Origin of the sequence: Nocardia sp. NPDC049149 (assembly GCF_043197455.1) — a bacterium.
GTDB lineage: Bacteria > Actinomycetota > Actinomycetes > Mycobacteriales > Mycobacteriaceae > Nocardia.
Map to the genome: position 1 here is coordinate 633,307 of NZ_JBICTD010000005.1, position 21,735 is coordinate 655,041.

Annotated in this window: 14 protein-coding genes and 1 pseudogene; 9 read left to right on the top strand and 6 right to left on the bottom strand. The window is 67.0% G+C overall.

Features of this window, described 5'->3' with window-relative positions; genetic code table 11:
* Positions 1 to 21 precede the first annotated feature (21 nt).
* Both nbtC and ACGFNJ_RS23375 read left to right on the top strand, forming a co-directional pair.
* A pseudogene (gene nbtC / locus ACGFNJ_RS23370) lies at positions 22 to 3,039 on the top strand (nocobactin polyketide synthase NbtC); the annotation flags it as partial.
* Between the two features lie 435 nt (positions 3,040 to 3,474).
* The gene (locus ACGFNJ_RS23375) at positions 3,475 to 4,230 is read left to right on the top strand and encodes a class I SAM-dependent methyltransferase (protein ID WP_393452255.1); all 756 of its coding nucleotides are present in this window, start codon (positions 3,475 to 3,477) and stop codon (positions 4,228 to 4,230) included.
* A 112-nt stretch (positions 4,231 to 4,342) separates the two neighbouring features.
* On the opposite strand, the gene ACGFNJ_RS23380 is transcribed toward ACGFNJ_RS23375, so the two are convergent.
* The 3 genes from ACGFNJ_RS23380 to ACGFNJ_RS23390 are packed head-to-tail and all read right to left on the bottom strand — an operon-like array spanning position 4,343 to position 7,785.
* The gene (locus ACGFNJ_RS23380; protein WP_393451783.1) at positions 4,343 to 5,491 is read right to left on the bottom strand and encodes an AMP-binding protein; all 1,149 of its coding nucleotides are present in this window, start codon (positions 5,489 to 5,491) and stop codon (positions 4,343 to 4,345) included.
* 24 nt (positions 5,492 to 5,515) lie between these two features.
* Positions 5,516 to 6,457, bottom strand: coding sequence for a methionyl-tRNA formyltransferase (locus ACGFNJ_RS23385; protein ID WP_393451786.1), 942 nt, complete (start codon positions 6,455 to 6,457; stop codon positions 5,516 to 5,518).
* 41 nt (positions 6,458 to 6,498) lie between these two features.
* Positions 6,499 to 7,785: a SidA/IucD/PvdA family monooxygenase gene (locus ACGFNJ_RS23390; RefSeq protein WP_393451790.1), complete on the bottom strand. Its 1,287-nt coding sequence runs from the start codon at positions 7,783 to 7,785 to the stop codon at positions 6,499 to 6,501.
* A 96-nt stretch (positions 7,786 to 7,881) separates the two neighbouring features.
* On the opposite strand from ACGFNJ_RS23390, the gene ACGFNJ_RS23395 reads away from it, so the two are divergent.
* Entirely contained in the window at positions 7,882 to 8,589 is a 708-nt protein-coding gene (locus ACGFNJ_RS23395) for a siderophore-interacting protein (RefSeq protein ID WP_393451793.1), read from the top strand.
* Positions 8,590 to 8,635: 46 nt separating this feature from the next.
* Here ACGFNJ_RS23395 and ACGFNJ_RS23400 read toward each other — a convergent pair whose 3' ends face one another.
* Positions 8,636 to 12,085, bottom strand: a complete 3,450-nt coding sequence (locus ACGFNJ_RS23400; RefSeq protein ID WP_393452258.1) for an amino acid adenylation domain-containing protein — start codon at positions 12,083 to 12,085, stop codon at positions 8,636 to 8,638.
* A gap of 261 nt (positions 12,086 to 12,346) precedes the next feature.
* Between ACGFNJ_RS23400 and ACGFNJ_RS23405 the strand changes: the two genes are divergently transcribed.
* On the top strand, positions 12,347 to 12,817 hold the full coding sequence (locus ACGFNJ_RS23405; protein WP_393451796.1) for a hypothetical protein: 471 nt from the start codon (positions 12,347 to 12,349) through the stop codon (positions 12,815 to 12,817).
* Positions 12,818 to 12,952: 135 nt separating this feature from the next.
* Here ACGFNJ_RS23405 and ACGFNJ_RS23410 read toward each other — a convergent pair whose 3' ends face one another.
* Together ACGFNJ_RS23410 and ACGFNJ_RS23415 are read right to left on the bottom strand one after the other, a co-directional pair.
* A complete protein-coding gene (locus ACGFNJ_RS23410; RefSeq protein ID WP_393451799.1) occupies positions 12,953 to 14,689 on the bottom strand; it encodes an ABC transporter ATP-binding protein in 1,737 nt (578 codons plus the stop codon).
* Between the two features lie 8 nt (positions 14,690 to 14,697).
* Positions 14,698 to 16,548 (bottom strand): ABC transporter ATP-binding protein, encoded by a 1,851-nt coding sequence (locus ACGFNJ_RS23415; protein ID WP_393451802.1) that lies wholly within the window; start codon positions 16,546 to 16,548, stop codon positions 14,698 to 14,700.
* A 252-nt stretch (positions 16,549 to 16,800) separates the two neighbouring features.
* Here ACGFNJ_RS23415 and ACGFNJ_RS23420 point away from each other — a divergent pair, with 252 nt between their 5' ends.
* The 5 genes from ACGFNJ_RS23420 (at position 16,801) to ACGFNJ_RS23440 (ending at position 21,704) form a co-directional block, all read left to right on the top strand.
* Entirely contained in the window at positions 16,801 to 18,195 is a 1,395-nt protein-coding gene (locus ACGFNJ_RS23420; RefSeq protein ID WP_393451805.1) for an alpha/beta hydrolase family protein, read from the top strand.
* A gap of 535 nt (positions 18,196 to 18,730) precedes the next feature.
* A complete protein-coding gene (locus ACGFNJ_RS23425) occupies positions 18,731 to 19,183 on the top strand; it encodes a TIGR03667 family PPOX class F420-dependent oxidoreductase (protein ID WP_393451808.1) in 453 nt (150 codons plus the stop codon).
* A 10-nt stretch (positions 19,184 to 19,193) separates the two neighbouring features.
* Positions 19,194 to 19,772 (top strand): putative glycolipid-binding domain-containing protein, encoded by a 579-nt coding sequence (locus tag ACGFNJ_RS23430; protein WP_393451811.1) that lies wholly within the window; start codon positions 19,194 to 19,196, stop codon positions 19,770 to 19,772.
* A 48-nt stretch (positions 19,773 to 19,820) separates the two neighbouring features.
* Entirely contained in the window at positions 19,821 to 20,750 is a 930-nt protein-coding gene (locus tag ACGFNJ_RS23435) for an RluA family pseudouridine synthase (RefSeq protein ID WP_393451814.1), read from the top strand.
* Positions 20,751 to 20,960: 210 nt separating this feature from the next.
* Positions 20,961 to 21,704 (top strand): CPBP family intramembrane glutamic endopeptidase, encoded by a 744-nt coding sequence (locus tag ACGFNJ_RS23440; RefSeq protein WP_393451817.1) that lies wholly within the window; start codon positions 20,961 to 20,963, stop codon positions 21,702 to 21,704.
* Positions 21,705 to 21,735: the final 31 nt, after the last annotated feature.

The window sequence follows — 21,735 nt, forward strand, 5'->3', positions numbered from 1 at the left end:
CTGTCGGCGGATACACCCGGCCTGCTGCGCAAAGAAGCCGCCGCCCTGCTCGCCTATGCGGCGGATCGTCCCGAGGTTTCCCCGGAACGTATCGCCGACATGCTGTTTCGTACCCGGATCGCGCGCCGCACTCGGGCGCTGTCGATGGTCACCGACCGTGCGTCGCTACTCGACGCATTGCGTGCGATCGCCGACGACGACGAGCATCCCGCCGTGGTCCGCACGAGCGCACCCGCCACCACCCGCTCGGTTGCGTACATTTTTCCCGGGCAGGGCGGTCAGCGCCCCGGCATGGGCAGGCTCTACTACGAGTCGGCGCCCGCATTCCGTGCCGCAGTGGATCGATGCGACGCCGTTTTTCACGAGCTGTTCGGCGAATCACCGCTGAAATACCTACTCGACGAACATGTCCCGGCAGACGACAGCGCACAGATCGTCCAGCCCGCGCTGTTCATGCAGATGATCGGGCTCGCCGCGATGTGGCAGGCGATGGGGCTGGCGCCCGCCGCCGTCATCGGGCACAGCCAGGGCGAAATCGCCGCGGCCTACGTCTCGGGCACGATGTCGCTCACCGACGCGGCGCTCATCGTCGGCACCAGAGCTCGCGCCGTGGACAAGATCTCGTCCGACGACTACGCGATGGCGGTGGTCGCCGCCGACCGCGACACCTGCGAGGAGCTGCTCACCCGGCGATCGGGCTGGGCCCAGGTCTCGGTGATCAACGCGCCGAACATGATCGGGATCTCGGGCGAGCGAGACACGGTGCAGGACATCGTAGACACCCTTGCCGAACGCGGGACCTTCGCCAGGGTGATCCGGGTCCGGTACCCGGCACACACCAACCTCGTCAACGAGTTACACGCCGACGTCCGTGCGGCGGTGCGGCAACGACTCACCAACGAGTACTTCCTCGACAGCGACATCGCTTGCCTCGGAGCCACCCTCGGTGACGTGATCACCACGGACCTGCCGGTCGACGAATACTGGTTCTGGAATCTGCGCAACACCGTTCGGTTCGACAAGGCCGTCGGCGCCGCCGTAGCGCGCGAGATCGACACCTTCATCGAACTCGCCGAACACCCGACACTGCAGCTGTCGGTCCAGGAAAACCTGACCGCGGTCGCCCCGGAGTCGGACGCGCTGGTTTCGGGCACGTCGAGCCGAACCGCCACCGATCTCAGCGAGTTCACCAGGAACCTCGCAACCGTTGCGGTGCACGAGCTGAACTACCGATGGGACTGCTTGCGCACCGAATCACCTGGCCCTGTGCGTCTTCCCTTACGGGACTTTCCGAACGTCTTGATGAACGACGTGCCGCTGTGGTTGCCGTACACCACTGACGCGCCACAGCCTGCCGAACCGGCCGCCGTCGCCCCGACTGCTGTCGAAGCCGACACGGGTACGGACATCGTTCAGTTGGTTGCCGAGGACTGGGTCCGGCTGGTCCGGCGCTCGATGGTGTCGCCGCGCCGCATCGGCATCGTCGACCACACCGGCGACCGCGCCGAGCTCGCCGCAGCGCTGTGCGCCAAGGCACGGGACGTCGGCGCGAGTGCCCGCCTGATCGACGCCGAAAATGACAGCGACAGAGCAGATCTCGACACTATCGTGGTGCTGCTCCCGGAGCTTCCCGACATGGACGCGGCCACGTCCGCCGACGCGACGGCGGAATTCTTCGGCACCAGGCGCTGGTGGCCTGGGCTGACCGACGACGTGACCACCTGCTGGCTGGTGACAGTCGGCGGTGAAGCGGTGCGGTCCGACGACGATCCGCCACATCCCGTTGCCGCTGCCGCCGCCGCTGGATTCCGCAGTGTCGGTACCGAACACCTCGGCGTCGCGTTCAACCACTTGGATCTCGCTCCGGGACAAGCAGGTCCGGACGCAGCAGGAGCGATCGCGATGGCGCTGCACACCGCGGGGGAAACGGAGCTGGCACTGCGCGGTAACACGCTGTACGCCAAACGGCTCGTCGAGGCCGACCCGGCCGAGCTGCGCCCGCAGACCCCACGCAACATTGTCGTCCTCGGCGGTACCGGCACGCTCGGCCTCGAATTCTGTGCGCACTTCGCCGCGCAGGGTGCGCAACGGATCACGCTGGTGAGCCGGTCTGGTGCGACCTCGGCGGTGACCGAACGGTTGCGGCGGATTCGAGCGGGCAGTTCCACCGAAATCCGCGTGGTCGCCTGCGATGTCGGCGACAGCGCCGCCGTGCACCGGCTGGCCGTCGAAACCGAGGACGCACCAGCGGATCTGATCATCCACGCCGCGGTCGACTATGCGGACATGGCCGAAGTCGAGCTGTCCGGCATCACCCCCGATCTGGTGCGCAGTGCACTGCACGGGAAGTTCGTCGGCATCGCGAATGTGCTGGACGCGCCGCTGCGCGCCGACGACTGTCAGGTGGTGCTGTGCTCCTCGTTGGCCGCGACGCTCGGCGGCCGCGGCAGGCTTGTCTACGCGGTGGCCAACCGGATGCTCGACGCGTTCGCGCATCGGGCGCGCGCGGCCGGGATCGATTGCGTCTCCGTGCAATGGGGACTGTGGTCGGTCTCCGAGAGTCAGACATCGTCCGACGGTGTGTCGTGGGCAGCGGTCGGCTACCTGCCCATGTCCTCCTCGGCGGCCATCGCTCTCGGCTTCGGCGGCCTGCGCCGTAACGCGATCGTCGCGGCATTCGATTGGGCGCGTGGATATTCCGTGCTGGACGCCTTCGGGTACGGGCCCGTGCTTTCTGTACTCGCCACGGCGGCGCCGGCAGCGACGCAGGCCGCATCGATCAGCGTCGAACCCGTGCCCGCCGAGCAAGGGAACGTTTCGGACCGGATGACGCGACTGCTCGCCGCCGTCTTCGGCGCCGACGATATCGACACCATCGACACCACGCGGCCGTTGGTGGCCCTCGGGTTGGATTCCTTGCAGGCGTTGGAATTCCGTAGTCAGGTCAAGAAGGCGTTCGGTTACGAAATCCCGGTTGCCACGCTGCTCAGTGGCGCATCGATCGATGATGTCGTGCGTCAGATCGGTGCGGCATCGCGGGGCGCATCACCCGCCAATACCGCGCGGGGGACTGTCGCACCGCAGATTGCCCGTCCGGACGTTGCCGCGCCCTCCAGCGCCGACATCATCGAGCGGGCACGGCGTACGGCCGAGCAAGCGATGCCTGCCGATCTGGATGCCGATCGCATTCGTTCTGCCCGAACAGATCTGGATTTGTTCGGCATGCGCGCGATGATGCGCGCACTTGATCCGTTGCTCGGTGACGGCAAGGCGCACAACGTGGACGAGCTCGTATCGGGACTCGGTGTCGCACCCCGGCACCGCTGGCTGCTGAACCGGTGGCTCGGCGAACTCACCGCTCAGGGCTGCCTCACGCAGGACCAGGACCGTGGCTATCGAATCCTCGGCGCGGTGCCGGAGCCGACTCGCCCCGATCTCTTCGCGGTCTGTGCCGATCTCGGGTACTCCGCCGACATGGCGTCCTTCCTGCAACGCAGCGCGGACGAGCTGACAGCGCTGGTTCAGGATCGGATCCGGGTGCAGGACTTGTTGTTCCCCGACGGCGATGTGCGCACCGCCGCGGACGCGTATACCGAGAACGTCACCAGTCGGTACCTCAATCTCGCTGCCCGCGAGGTGGTTTCCGGCATTGCCGCACGGATCAGGCAGGACCGTGCACCGGTCCGCATCCTCGAACTCGGTGCCGGTTTCGGCGGCACAACTACCGAGGTGATCGCAGGCCTGCCCGGTTCGCCCGTCGACTATCACTTCACCGATCTGTCGCCCTACCTCCTCAGTGAGGCGGCGGAGCGGTACGCCGAGCATCCGTGGATGCGATACGGCATCGTGGACATCAACGAGGATTTCGCGCCCGACCAGCGCTATGACGTCGTAATCGGCGGCAACGTCCTACACATCGCGCAAGACATCGGCACACTGCTCCGCGCCGTGCACGACATGCTCGATCCTGGCGGCGCGGTCGTCTTCATCGAGGCGTGCCGGGCCAACTATTCGGTGCTGACGTCGATGAAGTTCCTCAGCTCGGCTGCCCCTGGACAGCCGCACCCCGGCCTGAACGATGTCCGGGCGGGTGCACGGATCCTGCTCACCGAAGACGAATGGCAAAGTCAGCTCGTCGAGGCCGGATTCGCCCCGATGCTTGTGCTGCCCACGGTGGATCATCCGCTGTACCCACTCGACCAGCGGATTTTTGCCGCCGTACGGGAGTGAAGTAGGTCACCCGCTCGACCGTGCCGAGCTGTCTGCGGAATCCTCCTCGGACAGCTCGGCATTCGACGTTCGCGGATAACAAGCCCATGTCGACAGGGACTAGGGGAATGAACTAGGCAACCGTGCGGCGCAGCGGCTCGGCCACGACCAGCCAACCGTCCGGCGTCCAGCTCGCCCGATCTCCGGTGCGGAACAGCCGAGCGGCCGGCTCGAACGGGTCGTCCACGAATCGATGTGCGGCATATGAGTTCTCGGCGCCGAGGGCGGCGCCACCGATGTAGACCTCACCGACCACGTTGGGCGACACCGGCATTCGTGAATCGTCCAGAACCAGTGTCCTGGCTCCTGGGATCGGGCGGGTGCGCCCGGTGTCGTCGAGCAGTCCGCGGGCCACTGCGCCTGCATACACCGGCGCGGTATAGGAGATGGTGGCCACCGAGCTGACCGAGGCGGCCAGAAGTTGCACGGAAAGGCCTGGGACCGTGGTGGTTCCGGTCATATCCCAGCGCCGCACGGTCGGCAAGACGCTTGCTGCGGTGACGATCCGAGAAACCGTGTCGGGCGCGGCGACGACGTGGGTGACCCGGTGGCTCTCGATGAGCTCGACGAGTGCGGTCGGCTCCGCGAGCTGCGCTGGGGTTGCGACGATCAATGTCGCACCGTCGGCGAGGGTGGCGAGCAGCTCGACCACGGTCTCGGTGGGGTCCCACTCGGCGGCGAGCAAGCGTACGTCGGCGGGGCGGAGCGCGGGATCTCTTGGTCGACAGCGCTGTTCGGCCGCTACCGCGCGGCGGTCGGCGATGGCTGCGGCCAAGGCGAAGCTGGGCAGCCGAGCCGTGCGGGTGCCCGCCATGGCATGTCCGGTTCCGGCCGTCGGATGCCCAGCGCCAACCACCGCATGCCCCACGCTGACAACCGCCTGGACGGCACTGACCACGGCCTGCCCAGCGCCGACGACCGCGTGCCCCGCGGCAATCACGGTGTGCATCGCGCTACCTGCGACATCCCGGTTTCCGAGCAATGGCGTCGCGCGGATCAGCTGATCGACCAGCGCACCGTGCGATGTCGCGTGCGGCGCCACCCGGTCCAGCTGCCCGAAAAGCTCACCGTAAGTGCGTGTCTCGGCGCCGTACCGGATCGCGGTGCGCATGCCGGGGATGCTGCGGCCGCGCCGGATCAGTTCGGCGATGCCTGGCACGTCCGACAATTCGACCCCGGTCGACCATTCGCCGAGTACTCGCCGCCGATCCTCGGCGGTCAACGCAAGTAACACCGATCCCCCTACTTACTCCGGCACGTCAGTGAGATATCCACCGCGCGTGAAGAACTCGGCGCCGGAATGCTCGGTCCCGTCCGCGGCGCGGACCCGGGTGATCACCAGCCCGTGGTTGTCTCCGCGAATCGGGTCTGGCCCGCACACCACTGCGCCACCGCCCTCCTGCACCACCACCCGCCCCGTGGTGCCGCCGTATCGTACGGTCGACACCTCGGCAGCCAAGATCTCGATCCGCTCGCCTCGGTAGTAGCTGAACGCGCGCGGATACGGCTCGGACAGCGCGCGCACGAAGCGCTCCAGATCAACGGCGCTCCAGGACAGGTCGATGCGGCTGTCCCGATCCGAACGCTTGTGGAAGTAGGTGCGCGCGGTCTTGTCCTGCGGACGCCAGTTCGCCGTGCCTGCTTCGAGCACGCTCAGCGCCTCGTGCAGCGCACCGGGAATCAGCGCCATGCCCGCCTCGACGAGCTCGGTGCCGGTCGCGGTCGGCCCGATCGGCAGCGAGCGTTGCACCAGGATGTCGCCGGTGTCCAGCTGCTCGTCCATCCGGTGCACGGTAAGGCCGAATTCGGGCGCGCCGCTGATCAACGCCCACAACACAGGTGAGAAGCCGGTGAATTTCGGCAGCAGCGAATCGTGCAGGTTCAACGTGCCGAACGGCGGCAGCTGATATAGCTCCGGCGGCATCCAGGTGTACCAGCTGTTGACCACGATGACGTCCGGCTCGGCCTGCTTGACCAGGTCGATCGTGGCGGCGTCGGCCCGCTCGGTGAGATGCACAGGAATGCCGTGCTCCTTGGCCAGTTCCTCGACCGAGTCGGCCCAGATCGCCTTGTAGGACTGCGCGCTCGCCGGATGGGTGACCGCGAGCACCACCTCGTGCTCCGAGTCGATCAGCGCCTGCAGGGTCTTGCGGCCCCAGGTCTGGAAACCGAACGAAACGATGCGCATGAACCGAGCCCCATCCTTGTCGAGAGTAAGGCTAGCCTAGCCTAGCTAGCTGCGGCCGTGGTGGTCGACCTCATTGCCGCCCGCGCACTGCTCGGCCCGGAGGCCAGCACCCGATCCGAAAGCTCGCCGAGGCAGCTGAGATTCGGAAATCCGGGCCCCTGCGCCAAGCCGGCCAGATTCGGCAGATAGAGCTTGGCGTCGAGCCCCGACACCGCGAGATCGTGACCGATCGACGCCTCGAGGCGATCCATGGTGATCGGCCCGCCGAGCGCGAGCTCGACCCGATCGGCCGCGTCCGCGTCGAACATCTCCAGAAACCACAGCGGTTCGCCACCGGTGGCGTCGACCACCAGGTCGAAGGCGTGCACCCGATCCGAGCGCTGCTCGTTGCGCAGAGTGAGTGCGACCCCCTCACCCTGCCCGGCGACCCGCACGACTCGGCCCTGGAGGTGATGCACGCGACTGTCGCCGAGCAGGCTCTCCTGCACCCGCACGGAGAAGACGCCGCGGTCGGTCCGCCGAACGACGTCACGCCGTTCCTGGAGACTGAGCGCGCGCCACTTGGCAGGATCGCTGTACATCGCGTTCTCGAAATAGCTTTCACCGCGGGTGTAGATCGTGGCGCCAGGCGAGATCACCGAGACGGTCAACACATCGTGGCGGACCAACTCGTCCATCGCCGAGCCCGCGGTTTCGCCGCCGCCGATCACCGCGGCGCGGGAGGAGACCGGCAATCGCCTGCGCGCGACCAGATCCCAGAACTTCGCGATGCTCAACACCTTCGGATGATCGGCCAGCGCGCGACCGCTCTGGCCGGGCCCGGTGATCATCAGCCGGTCGGTCGCGATCTCGGTCGCCGAGCCGTCCCCGTCGACCACCGAGACCAGCCAGCCGTCGGCCGCGCCGGAAATCGTACGCACCGAGCCGCGCACGAGCTCGACACCGGACTTCTTCGCGACCCACTGCAGATATTTGGCCCAGACGTGATGCTGCGGATGCGGACGGCCGCGGTCGACCCACTCGGCGTAGGTGCCCCGCTCGACCTGGAACGACGTCCAACTGAACGCCATCATCGCGCGGTCGATCGCGTGGCTGTTTCCGCGCGACCAGGTCGAGTGATACGGGAAGCCGACGTCCTTCTCCGGGCTGGTGCCGAGCCGATGCCTACCGTCGGTCCAGCCACCGCTCGGCAGCCAATTGCCGCCCACCGCATGCGGTTCCACGACGGTCACCTGCGGCGCGGGCAAACCCAGTTCGCGAAGCACGTGCGCCTTCGCCGCGACGGCCATCGCCTTCGGGCCCGCACCGACCACCAGAAGTCTGTCCACCGGTTCTCCTATCCAACTTCAGCCAGCGCACAGCCACCCCCCGTCGAATCGACGCCACCGCAAGACTTCCAACTATACTTAGGCTAACCTAATGGCATGGGCAAAGGAACCAACGGCGTCCTCCTGAAGGTGTGGCGCGCCGACGACTACCGGCTGCGCGTCACCTCGACGGCGACTATTACCGAGAAGTACCTGCGTATCGGCTTCGCCGCGGGCGGGCTGCTCGCCGACCATCCGGCCCACCCGACGCAGTTCGTCCGGCTCTGGATACCCGACGCGGTGACCGACAAGCTGCACCACCGTCCATACACGTTGGTGGATCAGGATGCCGAGAACGACCACTTCTACATCGAATTCGCGCTGCACGGCGGCCCTGCCAGTGCGTGGGCCCAGCGCGCTGCCGTCGGCGACGAACTCGAGGTCTCCGTGCTCGGCTCGGACTTCCAACTGCCCGAGACCGACCCGGCCGAGTATGTGATCTTCGGCGACACCGCCTCGCTGCCCGCGATCAACTCGCTGCTCGACGCGATCGGCGACATCCCGGCGCGGGTTTGGCTGGAATGGCAGCACGAATCCGACACCTCACTGCCGGTGCGCAACAAGCCGCACCACAAGGTGACCTGGTTGCAGCGCATCGACGACGGTCGATTGCTGCGCGAGCAGGCGCACGAGATCGACTGCGCACAGAATGTTTTCGCGTGGGCGTGCTGCGATGGCAACACCACCCGATCCATTGCGAAGACACTAAAGACGACGCACAAGCTGCCCAAATCCTCGCTGAAGTACCTGCCGTACTGGAAGTAGGTCGACGGCGCCTCGCACACCGGGGGACGAGGCGCCCATCCTGCTCCTAGGTCTGTGCCAGCACCTCGTCGTCGCTCAGCGCAGCGACCTCCAGATACATCTTGGCCACCTGTGGCAGCCGAGAGTCCTTGGCCTGCAGGCGTTGTGCGAGTCCCGCGATAGTCCTGGCCGCAAAGATATCCGCGACCAGCGCTTGCTCCACGTCCAGCCATTCGCGCACCCGGGCGATGACCGTGGTGGCCAGCACCGAATCGCCGCCGCGCTGGAAGAAATCGTCGTGCACCCCGATGGTGTCGACGTCGAGCACCCCACCGACGATATCGGCAAGCGCCGCTTCGACATCGGTGCGCGGCAGATTGTCGGTCGCCTCGGCCGCGCCGGGCGCAAGCAGTGCGAGCACAGCCCGCCGGTCCAGCTTTCCGTTGCCGGTCAACGGCATCTGATCGAGGACCTCGATGCGGGCCGGAATCATGTAGCCGGGCAACAGCTCCGACACCGTGTCGATGATGTCGGCCGCGGTTCCGGTCGCGCCGGTCACCGCCGCGACCAGTTGCGGCGCGCTCGCGCCGACGACGGCCGCGACAGCGTGGCGCACCCCTGGCGCCGTCCGCAGCGCGGTCTCGACCTCGCCGAGTTCCACTCGATAGCCACGGATCTGGACCTGATGGTCGGCTCGGCCGAGGAATTCGATGGTGCCGTCCGGCCAATAGCGCGCCATGTCGCCGGTCCGATACCAGCGCAGGCCTTCGTATTCGACGAATCGCTGTGCGGTGCGCTCCGGATCGTTGCGGTAGCCCGCGGCCACACTTGCCCCGCCCACCCACAACTCGCCGGGGACCCAGTCCGCGCAGTCCCGTCCGGCAGACGAGACGATCCGGCACCGCACGTTGCGCAGCGGAACGCCGAACGGCACCGTCGCCCAGTGCCCGGGCGGATCGGCGACCTCACAGATGGTGCTGTGGATGGCGGCTTCGGTCGCACCTCCCAGACCCGAGAATCGACAGCCCGGTACTTGGCGCGCGAGTCTGCGAGCCAAGTCGGCACCGACCCAATCGCCACCGAGGAGCACCGCGCGCAGCGAATCACCGAGCCGAGTGCCGCCGATCTCCAGTATCAGGTCGAGCAGCGCTGGAACGCAGTTGAGCAGTGAAACACGGTGCTGCCGAAGAAGTTCCACCCAGCGGGTGGCCTCAGAACGTTGCGCGTTTTCCAAGGTGACCACCGACGCGCCCACCGCGAACATCCCGAACATGTCATAGACCGAGAGATCGAATTCCAGCGCCGACAGGCCGAGCGCGCGATCGGTGGGGCCGACCTCGAACCAGTCGTTCAATGCGTCGATGGTGTTCATCGCGGCACGGTGCGAGACGTCGACACCCTTCGGCACACCGGTCGAACCGGAGGTGAACAAGACATAGGCGATGCTGTCGGTATCCGGAATCACCGGTTCGGGCAAAGGATTCGGGTAGTCGCGAGCGATATCGATCGCCACGCCGCGCACCTGGGGACCCAGCTCCGCGCCATCGACGGTGATCGCCGCGATCACATCACCGGTCCGCAGGATCTCTGCCCGGCGCGCAGTGGGCTGATCGAACCCGATGGGTACGTAGGCAGCGCCGGCAGCGAGAACTCCTAGGACTGCGACGATCTGGTCCGGGCCCTTGGGCAGCTGCACCGCCACCGCTGCGCCGGGCCCGACCCCGGTGTCGCGCAACAGACCCGCGACGGCCAGTGCCTGCGCGGCCAGTTGCCGATACGTCCAGCCGCCGCCGACACCGTCGCGGGTCCACAACACAGCAGGCACGTCAGGTGTCGTCCGCGCGTGCTCGAACAAACCCTGATGTAGACAACGCCCGCTGACCGGCGCATCGGTGGCGTTCACGGCCGCCCGCACTGCGGCCTGCGCCACCGGAAGGCGCACCGGCGCTTCGGCTTCCCAGCCCGCCGCCCCCTCGCCGAGCCGAGTGATCGCCTCGGTGTAGCTGGCGAACATGGCGTCGATCATGCCCGCGGGGAAGGCCGCTTCGCGAACATCCCAGTTGAGCAGCAGGCCGCCGCGGACCTCGGTCACCTGCGCATCGAGCAGCACTTGCGGGCCTTGCGAGATGATCCACACCGGCTCGCCGAAGGTGTCGGTGACCGACTCGGCAAACAGCTCGCCCAGGTTGAGCGCACTCGTGTACACGATCGGGGCCAGTACCGGCTCGCCGCGCTGCCTGCCGAGGTCGCGCAGCACCTGCAGCCCGGAATACGCCGCGTGCGCGCCATTGTCGTGCATGCTGCGCTGTAACGCCTTCGCCCGTTCGGCGACCGTCACGTTCTCGGTGACGTCCACGTCGAGCATGATCGACGAGGTGAAGTCGCCGACGACGCGATCGATCCCCGGATGCACCGGCTCGCGGTGGAACAGCGGCACATTCAATAAGAATCGACTCTGCGCCGACCAGCCGCCGATGGTCTCGGCGAACACCGCAGCCAGTGCCATCGCGGGCGTGATACCACGCTCGTGGGCGGCCGCGAGCAATCGCTGCTTCGACTCCGGCGCCAGCCAATGGTCGTAGCGGACAGTGCGATTCGGCTCGACTCGCTCGCCGACGGGAGTGGTCGGCAGCTCCGGAGCACCCGGCAACTCGGGCAGGCGGTGCTGCCACCACTGCCGGTCGCGCTCGTATGCGGCGGTGTCAACGGGACGCTCGGTGCGATACCGGCGATAGCTGTAGGTCTCGGTGGGCAGGGTTGCGCCGCTGTACAACTCAGCGAGATCGCCGACCAGCACCCGGTAACTCATCGCGTCGCCTGCCAGCATGTCGACGTCGAGATGGAGGCGGGTCCGGTCGGCGTCGAGCAGGGTGAGGGTCACATCGAAGACCTGTCCGTCCTCGATGACCAAGCGCTGGTGTGTCTTCTGCGCGCGCAGGTGCGCCAGCGCCTGCTCGACGGCGCCTGCGGTCTGCCCGCGCAAGTCGACAACGGCGAACGCGCTCCGGCCCGGCGCGGTCATCGTCTGCTGGGTGCCATCCGGCAGGAAGCGAGTGCGCAGCATCGGATGTGCCGCAACCAAGTCGGCCACCGCGCGTTCCAGCCGAACCGGATCGACCTGGCCACCATCGAATTCGACGTAGAGGTGCGCGGCGACCCCGCCGAGCTCCTGTTCGTCGGAACGGCCGATCCAGTAGGCGTGCTGCATGGCCGCGAGGGGGAACGGCGCGGAATCGTCCGGCGCGAGAGCGGCTTCGGACTCGATGGCCTCGGACGTGTCCTCGGCAGGAGGCTGCCCGGCCACCAGGAGGCTGCACCAGTCCGAGACCGTCGGCGCAGCGGCCAGTGCGGCGAAGTTGATGTCGTAGCCGCGCTTGCGCCACGCACCCGCCAGCTTCATGGTGCGGATGGAATCCAGGCCGAGCTGAATCAGGTCGGCCTCGTCGGCGATGTCGGCCGCGGCGATGCCGAGCTGCGTGGCAACCGCGTTGCGGACCTCGTCCGTAGTCACCGGCACGCCGGCAACCGCGTCGACCCCGCTCCCCCGCTGCCTTGACTCCGTCACTGTTGTCACTCCTCGATCCCGCGGAAAGCCCGCACTCGATCAGGGTAGCCCACCTAGATAGGGTTGCCTAACCTATGTACCGACGGCGGTGCCGAGGATCACGGCCATATTCCAGCAAACCTGTGATTGAGTTTGCATAGCCTTACCTTACAGTGAGGTGGTGCGTTCGCCCCGACTATGTGTGCGCATTACACGAATGATTGGAATGATCAGATGAACGGAACCAGCCGAAAGACCCTCGGTGCCTTCGCGGTAGCCGCCGCGATCCTGACCGGCACGCTCGGCACCGTCGCCACCAGCACGGTTGCCCAGGCCGCCCCGCTCGTCGCCCCACTGCACGCCAAGGCGCCGAGCACCGGCGAACTGCGCGCCAAAGTCGGCATCCTCCTCAACACGGGCGCTTCGCGTTCCGCCAGGGCCGCCGAGCTGGAGAACGGAGAGGCAGGCCTTCCCGTCTTCGATCGCGCCGTCGAGCTGATGTCGATCGCGCCTGCGAGCCTGCGCTGGGACATCGTCGACCCGGTTGCCGTCAGCAACAATCAGCTCAACGCCAAGCTGCGTATCACGACCGAAGGCTACGAGCCGTGGGTCTACGACGTGTCCTGGCGTCAGATCGACGGCACGTGGAAGCTGACCAAGGAGTCGGTCTGCACCGTCGGCAACATGCTCGGCGCGGGCTGCTGACCGTCAATTTTCCTCTGTACCAGTCGAAGTGCCCCGCCTCGCTGCGGGGCACTTCTGCGTTGACGACTGCCTCATCGAGCACCACCACTGCCGCCCGCTTCCGGAGAAAGCGGGCGGCAGTGTTATCGAGAATCGTCAGACCGCGGCGGGCTCCAGGCGCCAGCCGGACGCGCGGGAGCGCTCGTTCCAGAAGTCGGCATAGCGCCCGCCGAGTTCCAAAAGCTCAGCGTGCGTGCCTCGTTCGACAATCCGACCGCCGTCGAGGAACAGAATCTGGTCGGCGTGTGCGATGGTCGCCAGTCGATGGGCGACGACGATCACCGTCTTGTCCCTGGTGAGCTGGTGCACGCCACGCACGACCACCGCCTCGCTGTGCGGATCCAGCGCACTGGTCGCCTCGTCGAGCAACACGATCGGCGCGTCCTTGAGCAACGCGCGAGCGATCGAAACCCGTTGCCGCTCACCACCGGACAGCGCCGTCCCGCCCTCGCCGACCGCCGAGTCCAGCCCGTCGGGCAGTCGCTCGATGATTTCGTCGACACGCGCTGCCTGCGCCGCCTGCCACACCTCGGCATCGGTGGCCTCGGGCTTGCCGATCCGGATGTTTTCCGCCACAGAGCGATTGAAGAGATAGACGTTCTGAAAGACCAGCGACAGCTGGTCGAGCAGCGTCACCGACGGCTGGTCCCTGACGTCGTGTTCGCCGACCAGCACGCGACCCGAGTCGGTGTCGTAGAACCGCGCGGCCAGCCGCAACAGCGTGGTCTTGCCCGCGCCGCTCGGGCCGACTATCGCCGTGGTGGTGCCCGCAGGGACGCTGAAGGTCAACTCCGAAACCACCGGCTCGCCAGGGCGATAGCCGAAGGTCACGTTGTCGAACACCACGGCAGGAGCACCGGGGGTGACCGCAGCGGTCGCCTCCGGCAGCACCGGCTCGTCCAGCAATGCGGTGACCCGATCGATGGCGGCGCCGGCCGCGCGCAGGCCGGTGCCGAGCAGCGCGGCCTGATTCAACGGTTCGATGAATCGAGAGCTGACGGCGATCAACGCAATGGCCGCCGCTGCCGAAATCGCACCGCCGGTGGCCCTGCTCACCACGATGTAGGCGAGCACCAGGAAAACGGCCTGCACGAACAGCGAAAACACAATCAGGCCAGGCACAGCCGCGAACAGCATCCGTGAGGCCGCCGACCGCTGCCGGTGCAGCGCCGCCTCCAGCGCGCGATTGCCCGCACCGACCGCGCCGAACGCCCGGAGCACCGGCTGCGCCTGCGCGAATTCGACCACCCTGGTGTCCGCCTCGGCGGCCGCGGCGTGCACCCGTGCATCGGATCGGTGGTAAGCCAGGTTGGCCAGGTTGTTGACCACGAAAAGCACTGGCGCCGCGAGCAACATGGTGAGCGCGATCCGCCAGTCGATGAACAGCATGCCCACCGCGACGGCGAGCGGAACCAGGACGCTGCTGAGCAACTTGGCGATCAGATACGCCACGGCGCCCTGGATCTCGCGCACGTTCTCGACGGCGAGCCTGGACAGCGGTCCGGCACTGTGGGTTTCGAACCAGCCGAGTGGCAGCGCGTTGAGGTGATCGCCGATCCTGGTCTGCAGGCCGCGTTGCATGCCGACCGCCATCCGCAGCCCGGTCGATGCCTGCACGTAGCTGAAGATCGCGACGCCTGCGACGGCGGCGACCATCCACAGCGCCCACACCCCGGCCCGGCCGAGGTCGTCGTCGAAAAGCGCCTCCAGCACCGGGATCAGCAGGAGGTATGCGGCAGCCTGGCACAGCGCCTGCGCCGTGATCACCGCGAGCAGTCTCGGTGCCAGGGGGGCGAACTCGTCAGGGACGAGCCCGAGAACCTTGCGAATCATCGAACCCTTCACTCCGCCGCCTTCGTGTCGATGAGCGAGACCGCGCCGACCGCAGCCTCGTTGATTTCCCAGAGCCGCTGGTAGGTCCCGCCTGCGCGGTACAGGCTCTGGTGGTCACCCTGTTCGACCACGGTGCCGTTCTCCAGCACCAGGATTCGGTCGACACCGGTGATGGTGTGCAGGCGGTGCGCGATGACCAGCACCGTCCGCCCGGCGACGAGCACCGCGAGCGCGTCCTGCACCGCCGCCTCGGATTCCGGGTCGGCGAATGCGGTCGCCTCGTCGAGGACGAGCACCGGGGTATCCGCCAGCAATGCCCTGGCGACCGAGAGCCGTTGTGCCTCACCACCGGACAGGCTGGCGTCGACGCCGATCTCGGAGTCGTAGCCACGTGGCAGCGCCACGATCCGGTCGTGGATCTGGGCCGCGCGCGCCGCGCGCTCCAGTGTGGCGTCGTCGGCGTTCTCGTCGGCCAGGCGCAGGTTGTCCCGGATGGTGCCACGGATCAGGCGCACATCCTGGAAGACGAAACCGACCGTGCGATACAGCTCTTCGGTCGAGTAGTCGCGAATATCGCGTCCCGCGATGGTGATTCGACCGGAGTCGACGTCGTAGAAGCGGGGCAGCAGCTTTGCCAGGGTCGATTTGCCCGAGCCGCTCGGGCCGACCAGCGCGGTGAGCGTGCCCGGCGCCAGTTCGATATCGATGTCGTGCAGCACCTGACGGTTCGACCGATAACCGAAGGCCACCGACTCGAAGCGGACGACGCCCGCTTGCGTGTCGTCCCGTTCCGGCACGGCGTCGGAACCCGACACCAATTCGGGCGTCTGTTGCAGCTCGTGTAGCCGGACCGCGGCCGCACCGGCGGTCCGCAGTGTCTGCCCGCCGTAGCCGAGGCTCGTCAGCGCGCTGCCGAGCCCGAGCCCGACCAGCAGGAACGGCAGCACATCGAGCGGCGCGAGCCAGTCGAGTCCGACCGCGCCCAGGCCGGCGAGGACAATCACCAGCATCACGAACACCGGCATGATCACGATGTCGGACATCGATTGCAGCCGGATTATCGGCGTCTTCCACCGGTCGAGACTGCGCGCCTGGTTCTCCACCGCGTCCTGGAACACGCTGTGCGCCTTGCCCGCCTGTCCGAATGCGCGCACCACCTGGATGCCGTCGACGAACTCGACCGTCGCCTCCTGCACCCGCTTCTCCCAGCGGGTGTATATGGCGAGCCGATCTCGGTTGTCCTGATCCAGCATCTTGCTCAGCGCGACTGCGTAGGCAGCCAACGGGATAAGCAGCACGATGGTGAGCCGCCAGTCGACGGTGAACAGGTAGCCGAGAGTGACAATCGGCACGATCAACGCACCGACGAATTCCAGTCGTGCATGCGCAACCAAGTAGTGCAGTGCCTCGACATCGTCCTGAAGGAACCGCTTCACCTCACTGGAAGTGCGCTCGCCGAACCAGCCGAGTGGAACCCTGGTCAGCTTGGCAGCCAGTGCCCGGCGGACCGTCAGCTGGAAGCCTGCGTCGACCAAGTGCGCCCAGGTCAACGCCAAGGCCTGCAGGAGACCGCGCACCACGAGGATGATGACCGCGATCCAGACCAGCTGCCAGACCCGATCGGTGTCGACCTGCTCGGCGAGCAGTTCCCGGCAGGCCGCGACGATCAACACGAACGGCACGACGGTACACACCGATGCCACCGCGACGATGACGCTCGCAAGCGTCAGCATGCCCTGCACCGGCGCAAGGATCTCCTTGCGCGCCAATGCTTCCTGCTGTTTGAGCGCCTTGGCCGCCGCTTTGGTTGGGCGGTTCCCCGTCTCCGCCGCAGGCAGCGGCTCGACCTCCACCGTCATGTGTTGTCGCCTCTCGACCATCGTGGGATGCCTCGTCGGAATCGGGCCCATCCTCACACAGAACCGATCGAGAAGATAGGTTAGCCTAAGTTACTAAGGACTACGGCGGGTCATCCTGCTGGATGACGCAGTCGCGACCTGCTGTCGACGCGCGGGCGCCGGTCCATGCCGCACGCTGTACCTGGGTTCGGAGCAGGCAGCGCAGCCGAGGCGAACCGATCACGGAGCGGAGGTCAGCGGCGCATGTCGGTCATGGATGTTCTCCTGGCGCTCGGCGCCATCGCGTACGCGGTGACGGCGATAGCATCGCGGCGCCTCGCGCGCTGGGGCACCCTCGTGCTGCTGCCCGTGCTCGTCGTCGGAGGCGTGGCTCAGTGGATTGTCGAGGGGTTCTACTGGCAGTTCGTGCCGACGTATGTCCTGGTTTGCGCCGCCACCGGGCTCGTGGTCGCACAGCGTGATCGAGGTCCACAGACCCGCTGGCGGCGCAGAGCGGTCGTTGTCGCTCGCGGCGGCGTCGGGATCCTGGTGGTGGTTGCCGGGATCGCCTGGCTGCTGGTGCCGGTGCCGAACCTGCCGAGACCGACCGGCCCGTATGCGGTGGGCACCGAGGTCTTTCGCCTGGTCGATCCGCAACGGCCGGAGACCGCAACGGATTCGGCCGACGACCACCGCAATGTCGTTGTGCAAGCGTGGTATCCCGCCGACCCAGCGGTTTCCGGAACACCGTCGACCTACCTCGACGGCTTGGATCGACTACCCAAGCAGGTGCTGATATTGCCCGCATGCCTCATGCGCGGCTACGGGCGGATCGACACGCACGGGCAGACCGGGGTTCCGGTCAGCGCCGACCGGGCGCGCTGGCCCGTGGTGGTGTTCTCGCCCGGATACGGCGCTCCCCGCGGCTTTTACACCGGGTTGATCGCCGATCTGGCCAGCCGGGGTGTCGTGGTCCTTGCGGTGGATCACCCCTACGAGGTGGCGGTCACGGAACTGGCCGACGGCACGATCGCGACGCAACAGCAGCGCTTTCTCGACGACGATCCGGACCAATCCCGTTATATGAGTGCGCAACTCGATGTACGCACGGCGGATCTGCGCTTCGTGGTTGATCAGCTCGGGCGGCCGGGCGGGTTCGGCGCCCGACTGTCCGATCGCCTCGACACCGAACATGTTGCCGCCATCGGACATTCGTTCGGCGGTGCGGCCGCCGCCGCGGCACTCGCGAGCGATCCGCGTCTCACCGCAGCCGCGAATATAGATGGGACGCTGTACGGCACCCTCCCCCAGCAAGCGCTGACGAAACCGTTCCTGTTGCTGGAAAGCGATCATTCGGAAACCGGCCACTCCGCGCAGTACTTGGACGGCAACCGGGCGCTGCTGGATCGGCTGCGCGCGCCAGGCTTTCGCTACGAGATCGCCGAGGCCAACCACTACAGCTTCACCGACGCGCCGCGGTTTCTCGCCGACCCGGCCAGGCACCTGGTTGCCCAATTCATCGGCGGTTCTCGTGGGCCGAGGCAGACACAGCGCGCGACCAACGACATCCTGATGGCGTTTCTCCAGGACCCGCTCGGCATCGGCCACGGGGACATCGCGGCAGCGGCCGCCAAGTACCGGGATATTCACGGCGGGCCGGTCCGATAGCTGGGAAACCACTCGACAAATCCCCAGCGCCGCCGAATAGATTGTCGCACTGCGGACTTGTCCCGGACATCTGCGAAAACAATTCAGGGCTCGAGGATTTCAGCCGTCCATCACGTTGGGTAATGCTCTGTGAACGGCGAGGCAACCAGGCCCGATAGCGCCGAGACATAGCTAGATTTCCCACCGTACGGAAACACTGGCCATGGAGTCGTGAATATGTTTGTTACACAGATCATTTCCACAATTGCGCCCTGTTCGGTCGATCCCGGCGAACTGACGCCGGAACAAGCGCACCGCGCGATGCAAGTGCATTTGAGTTGCAGTGTCGACGCGTGCCGGATGCGCAGGCGGGCCAGGCGGACACTGGTCGAGGCCAGGCGGATGGTCCTCGACGAGCGGGCTACGCCGTAGACCGACAATGCACACCCCGAGGCAGTGCCGCGCAGCGGCGGCGCGGGCAGCGGCGGTCGAACACCAGGGATGGCGGATATTCGCGTATCGGAATCCGCCAGGGTGTCGTGGCGTTGTTCCAGCCATGACCACAACGGCATCCGAACGTTCCCTCGGCCCCGTCGTCGACCCGGACACCGATTTCGGTGCCAAGGTGATCGACCGCTTCCAGCGCGAAGAAGTGATCTGGCTGACCACCGTCGGCAGCTCCGGCACGCCGCAGCCCAACCCGGTCTGGTTCCAGTGGGGCAACGACGAAATCCTGCTGTTCAGCAAGCCCGACCAAGCCAAGCTGCGCAACCTGGTCCGCAATCCCAGGGTCTCGCTGAACCTGAACGCCACCGTGCACGGCGGTGATGTCGTCGTGCTCACCGGCACCGCGCGCATCGATGAAGCGGGCGCATCCCCCGACGAGATCGCCGCCTACACCGCGAAGTACGCCCGCGGACTGAAGAGCCTCTCGATGACCGCCGACCAGTTCTACGCTGAGTACTCCACCGTCGTCCGGATCAGTCCGGACCGCCTGCGCGGCTTCTGAATCGGACGCGATGTTCCAGCCGCCGCCCGCCACCGCCGCGTGGCAGCATCGCGACGCACGGGCCGGTTTCGAGACCGCGTTCCTGGCGGTGACTACGGCCGGGATCCAGATCGACGGATGGGTCACGGCGGTCGAGGACGGGCAGGCGTTCGCGGTGGGCTACGAGATCACGCTCGACCCGTCGTGGCATACCAGGCGGGCCAGGGTGACCAGCCGCACTCCCGGCCGCAAGCACGTGGTCGAACTCGTCACCGACGGAACGGGGACCTGGACGGTCGACGGCACCCGGTTCGACAGCCTCGACGGCTGCCTCGATGTCGATCTGGCCGCATCGGCGCTGACCAACGCCTTCCCGGTGCATCGGCTCGGGTGCGAGATCGGCGAGTGCGCAGACGCACCCGCGGCTTATGTCGACGTCGACACCTTGACGGTGACCCGACTGGAGCAGCGCTACCGCCGGATCGAGGACGACGGTGCGCGGCAGCGCTTCGCTTACGCCGCACCCGAATTCGACTTCACCAGCACGCTCACCTACGACGAGTCCGGGTTCGTCCTCGACTACCCTGGCATCGCCGTTCGCGCGTACTGACCGGGCGCTTCCTCGGCTCGAACAGGCCGACGACTAGGGTCGATGCCGATGAGAAGGCGGCAGCAACCGCCGTTGCCCAAGCGGCACGGCCTGGATCCGGCCCGGCTCCGGCTGCCGGAAGCCGGTGAGTGGGCGACGATCCGCGACCATCTCGTCGAGCGGCTGCCCAGGGTCGATCCGGCCCGAATCGACGAGCTGCTGCGCGACGGCGGGATCGTCGACCTCGACGGTCCGATCGCGCCGGACGCCCCGTACGCGCCGGGCGGTGCGGTGTGGTTCCACCGCGATCTGCCCACCGAGACGCCGGTGCCGTTCGACATCACCGTGGTGCACCGCGACGACGACCTGCTCGTAGTAGACAAGCCGCACTTTCTCGCGACCATTCCGCGCGGCCAGCACATTCTGCAGACAGCGCTGGTGCGGCTGCGCCAGGACCTCGAGCTACCCGACTTGATTCCAGCGCATCGGTTGGATCGGGTGACGGCAGGGCTGGTGCTGTTCATCGTCAATCCGGCGCGACGCGGGGCCTATCAGACGATGTTCCACAAGCGCACGGTCAGTAAGGAATACGAGGCGATCGCGCCGTTCGATCCCGAGCTGGAGTTGCCGCGCGTGGTGCGCAGCCGGATCGTGAAAGAGAAGCACATCTTGGCGGCGCAAGAGGTTGCGGGCGAACCCAATGCCGAGACCTCGATCGAACTGCTCGAGCAGCGGGGCGGGCTCGGCCGCTACCGGTTGCGGCCGGTGACCGGACGCACCCATCAGCTGCGGCTGCATATGAACAGCCTCGGCATTCCGATCCTCGGTGACGATTTCTATCCGGTGCTCACCGACAAGCCCGTCGACGATTTCACGCGGCCGCTGCAGTTGCTCGCGGCGTCGCTCGCGTTCACCGATCCGATCAGCGGGCAGCCGCGGCGTTTCGACACCACGCTCAGCCTGCAGGCCTGGCGCGACCCGGACGGGTGGGCCGGCTGACCGCACGGAAAGGTCAGCCGACCCGTTGTGCCCGCCGCGGTGGCTCAGGCCACGCCGGGCACGGCTCCTCCAGCTGAAACAAGTTCTAGTCAGATTAACGCGTCGCGTGCTGCGGCACGGCGAGACCGATAGATCCGACCAATTCGGGTACTACGGGAGCAAATGGACGATCAATCTGCGGCCTTGACGCCGGTCCGTACACTAGGCGGGATGCTCGCACAGGACCTCGAGGAAGCGACCCCGCCCCGCCACAAAATGCATGCGTATATCGATGTGGCCGTGGTCGTCGTGGTCTTGGCAGGCACCAATCTGATCGCCCATTTCACCACCGCGTGGGCCAGCATCGTGACCGTGCCCGTGGCGGCCATCGTGCTGCTCGCCCTGGTGCGTCGGCGTGGCCTGCACTGGCATGAGCTCGGCCTTTCACCGAGGCACTGGCGGCGCGGGACGCTCTACGCGCTCGGCGCCGTCGGCATTGTCCTCGCGGCGGTCGCGATCGGGGCGGTGCTGCCGATCACTCGGCCGTTCTTCCTCGCCGACCGCTACGCGACCATTTCCGGCGCGCTGATCGCCTCGATGATCGTGATCCCGTTGCAGACGGTGATACCGGAAGAGTTGGCGTTTCGCGGCGTGCTGCACGGCACGCTCGACCGGGTTTACGGAGTCCGTGGCGTCTTCGCGGCGGGATCACTGCTTTTCGGGCTGTGGCATATCGCCTCTTCGCTCGGCCTCACCAGTAGTAACCGCGGGCTCGCAGGCTTTGTGGGCGGCGGTGTCGCCGGTCAGGTCATCGGAATTCTGCTGGCGGTGGCCGCCACCGCAGGCGCAGGAGTCGTCTTCACCTGGCTGCGGCGGCGCAGCGGCAGCCTGCTCGCGCCGATAGCGCTGCACTGGTCGGTCAACGGCGCGGGCGCGCTCGCCGCCGCCATCGTGTGGCACACCACGCTGACCTGAATTCGTCGCCTTCCCAGCGGAATTCCTTCGG

Coding starts and splice junctions, on each gene's coding strand:
- ACGFNJ_RS23375 (WP_393452255.1), top strand. CDS start 3,475: ATGGCGTCCTTCCTGCAACGCAGCGCGGACGAGCTGACAGCGCTGGTT.
- ACGFNJ_RS23385 (WP_393451786.1), bottom strand. CDS start 6,457: ATGCGCATCGTTTCGTTCGGTTTCCAGACCTGGGGCCGCAAGACCCTG.
- ACGFNJ_RS23395 (WP_393451793.1), top strand. CDS start 7,882: ATGGGCAAAGGAACCAACGGCGTCCTCCTGAAGGTGTGGCGCGCCGAC.
- ACGFNJ_RS23405 (WP_393451796.1), top strand. CDS start 12,347: ATGAACGGAACCAGCCGAAAGACCCTCGGTGCCTTCGCGGTAGCCGCC.
- ACGFNJ_RS23410 (WP_393451799.1), bottom strand. CDS start 14,689: ATGATTCGCAAGGTTCTCGGGCTCGTCCCTGACGAGTTCGCCCCCCTG.
- ACGFNJ_RS23415 (WP_393451802.1), bottom strand. CDS start 16,548: ATGACGGTGGAGGTCGAGCCGCTGCCTGCGGCGGAGACGGGGAACCGC.
- ACGFNJ_RS23420 (WP_393451805.1), top strand. CDS start 16,801: ATGGATGTTCTCCTGGCGCTCGGCGCCATCGCGTACGCGGTGACGGCG.
- ACGFNJ_RS23425 (WP_393451808.1), top strand. CDS start 18,731: ATGACCACAACGGCATCCGAACGTTCCCTCGGCCCCGTCGTCGACCCG.
- ACGFNJ_RS23430 (WP_393451811.1), top strand. CDS start 19,194: ATGTTCCAGCCGCCGCCCGCCACCGCCGCGTGGCAGCATCGCGACGCA.
- ACGFNJ_RS23435 (WP_393451814.1), top strand. CDS start 19,821: ATGAGAAGGCGGCAGCAACCGCCGTTGCCCAAGCGGCACGGCCTGGAT.
- ACGFNJ_RS23440 (WP_393451817.1), top strand. CDS start 20,961: ATGCTCGCACAGGACCTCGAGGAAGCGACCCCGCCCCGCCACAAAATG.